The following is a 2,603-nucleotide window of genomic DNA, read 5'->3' on the forward strand; positions in this document are numbered from 1 at the left end:
CGTTACGAACGCGTGGCGCAGGCGATGGCGGCCGCGCAGCAAGCCGGGCTGCGCAAGATCGGTTTTATCACCGAGCCAAAAAACTGATCCAGTGAATCAAGGCCTGCCAGCAGAACCACTGGGCAGGTCTTTTTCATTGACATAAAAAAACACTTCGCAGCCCAAACTCGCTTGACTTTCAAATGAGAATGGTTATCATTAACTCAACGAAGCCCAAACAGGTTTAAACCATGTCCATCGCACTGCCCCCCTCCAACACCTTGAGCCTTCCTGCCCGCGCCCCCGTGCACACAGAGACCGCTTCGGGTGGCCAGGGCGGCTCTGCAGCCACGGTCAACAGCACGGAAATCCTGCGCGGACAAAAGGCCGTCGAGATCAACCACAACGGGTCAACTTACCGCCTGCAGGCCACGCGCCTGGGTAAATTGATCTTGACCAAATAAGCTCGCGCACCACAGCGACGGCACATTTCTTTTCATCGAGAGTTTCATCGTGGGGCGATCCGGGGCTATCAAGCTCCCAAGGTCGTTTTTAGCCAGCCACCGACTCCCCGGAGTTGTTTAGCCAGGCTTTTTTTCCTGATGCTTCCCTGCTCCCCGCCAACAAAAAAGCCGACCCTTGGTCGGCTTTTTTCATGCTGCTGGCAGCAGGATCTAGAGGCCGATAGCGGCCATGCCCGCACGGGCAATCTGCGCATCTTCACTCGATTTCACACCGCTCACGCCCACGGCGCCAATGCATTGCCCGTCTTTGATGATGGGAACGCCGCCCTCCAGCATGCCTTGGAGATACGGCGCCGACAGAAAGGACATGCGCCCGCCGTTGATGACATCTTCGTAGATCTTGCTGTCGCGGCGGCCCATGGCGGCGGTATTGGCCTTGGAAGGGGCGAGATGTGAGGAGATAGGCGGCGCGCCGTCCAGGCGCTGCAGGTGCAGCAGGTGGCCGCCGTCGTCGACGATGGCAATGGTCACGGCCCAGTTGTTCTTGAGGGCTTCCGCCTCGGCGGCGGCGGCGATGGTTTTGACGTCGGCGAATTCAAGCACTGCTTTTGATTTCATGGTCTTCAGGATTTCCGGGTTTATTGGCAAAGATACCGAGCATACGCAAATTCGAGGGCGTCTTTCACGCCCATTGCCGCCAAATTAGCTTATAGAACCCTTACAAAAAGTAGGGGGTGAGGGCTGGAAAAACCGCAATGCACCCTAAAATAATCTTGCCCGCATTTGCTGGCGCCCTGGAGACGACTCTCATGACTGACAATGTTCAAACCCTCGACTATGGCGTTGCCACAAGCGTCGAGCAACGCAACAAGGTCCTGCGCAACACTTACTGGTTGCTGGCCCTGAGCCTGTTGCCCACCGTGCTGGGCGCCTGGCTTGGCGTGGCGACCGGCATCACTCGCTCGCTATCCGGCGGCTTGGGCCTGATCGTGTTCCTGGGCGGTGCATTCGGCTTTATTTTCGCCATTGAGAAGACCAAGAACTCGGCCGCCGGCGTGCCTGTGCTACTGGGCTTTACCTTCTTCATGGGCCTGATGCTCTCGCGCATGATTGCCATGGTGCTCGGCTTCAGCAACGGCGCATCGCTGGTCATGACGGCCTTTGCCGGCACGGCAGGCGTGATGTTCGTGATGGCCAGCCTGGCCACCGTCATCAAGCGCGACCTGAGCGGCATGAGCAAATGGCTGTTTGCCGGCGCCCTGGTCATCATGGTGGCGGCCGTCATCAACGTGTTTGTCGGTTCGACCATGATGATGGCGGTGATCAGCACCCTGGCCATAGCCGTGTTCAGCGCCTACCTGCTGTATGACCTGAAACAGGTGATCGACGGCGGCGAAACCAACTACATCAGCGCCACCCTGGCCATTTACCTGGACCTGTTCAACATCTTCCAGAGCCTGCTGGCCCTGCTGGGGATCTTCGGCGGCGAGAGGGACTGAGCGTCCCCGCCACTCGCAAAAAAGGAGCCCTCGGGCTCCTTTTTTTATGCCCGCTCGAATACCGCGATGGACTCCACATGCGCCGTGTGCGGAAACATGTTGACCACACCCGCCGCGGTGCAGCGCCAGGCGCCGCTTTCCACCAGCACGCCCGCGTCCCGCGCCAGGGTGGCCGGATTGCAACTCACGTAGACGATGCGCCGGGGCGGCGTCCAGCCGTTCAGCGCCAGGCTTTGCTGGTGCCCGCCGTCGTCGCAGGGAACGCCGCTCACGATCTGTTGTTGTAGGGCCGCCAGCGACTTGAACAACTCAAACGCGCCTTCGCGTGGCGGGTCCACCAGCCATTTGTCGGCGGCGCCGTCCTTGACCAGCATGGCCGGCGTCATTTCAAACAGGTTGCGCGCCACAAACCGGGTCGGGGCCAATGCCCGGCGAGCGGGTGATGCGCTCCTGTTTCTCTCAAAATTCTCTCGGGAACGGGCCACCAGCACTTCACTGCCCTCGATGCCGAGCACTTCCCGGGCACGCGTGGCCAAAGGCAGCGTGAAATTTCCCAGCCCGCAAAACCAGTCGATCACTCGCTCATTCGGCTGCACGGCCAGCAGGCGCAAGGCGCGCGAAACCAGCACCTGGTTGATCTGCGGGTTGACCTGGGTGAAAT

The 2,603-nt window shown here is 59.9% G+C and carries 4 protein-coding genes and 1 pseudogene; 3 read left to right on the forward strand and 2 right to left on the reverse strand.

The features are described 5' to 3' along the window. Together AC1D0P_RS24325 and AC1D0P_RS24330 are read left to right on the forward strand one after the other, a co-directional pair. A pseudogene (locus tag AC1D0P_RS24325) lies at positions 1-87 on the forward strand (biopolymer transporter ExbD); the annotation flags it as partial. A gap of 143 nt (positions 88-230) precedes the next feature. Then, entirely contained in the window at positions 231-443 is a 213-nt protein-coding gene (locus tag AC1D0P_RS24330; RefSeq protein ID WP_477679082.1) for a hemin uptake protein HemP, read from the forward strand. A 210-nt stretch (positions 444-653) separates the two neighbouring features. On the opposite strand, the gene AC1D0P_RS24335 is transcribed toward AC1D0P_RS24330, so the two are convergent. Next, positions 654-1,061, reverse strand: coding sequence for a GlcG/HbpS family heme-binding protein (locus tag AC1D0P_RS24335; protein WP_477654101.1), 408 nt, complete (start codon positions 1,059-1,061; stop codon positions 654-656). Positions 1,062-1,252: 191 nt separating this feature from the next. On the opposite strand from AC1D0P_RS24335, the gene AC1D0P_RS24340 reads away from it, so the two are divergent. Next, positions 1,253-1,942 (forward strand): Bax inhibitor-1/YccA family protein, encoded by a 690-nt coding sequence (locus AC1D0P_RS24340; protein ID WP_477679083.1) that lies wholly within the window; start codon positions 1,253-1,255, stop codon positions 1,940-1,942. Between the two features lie 44 nt (positions 1,943-1,986). On the opposite strand, the gene AC1D0P_RS24345 is transcribed toward AC1D0P_RS24340, so the two are convergent. Next, positions 1,987-2,603: class I SAM-dependent RNA methyltransferase family protein (locus AC1D0P_RS24345; RefSeq protein WP_477679084.1), on the reverse strand; the 617-nt coding region annotated here is incomplete at its 5' end.

Source organism: Polaromonas sp. P1_G2, assembly GCF_056405515.1.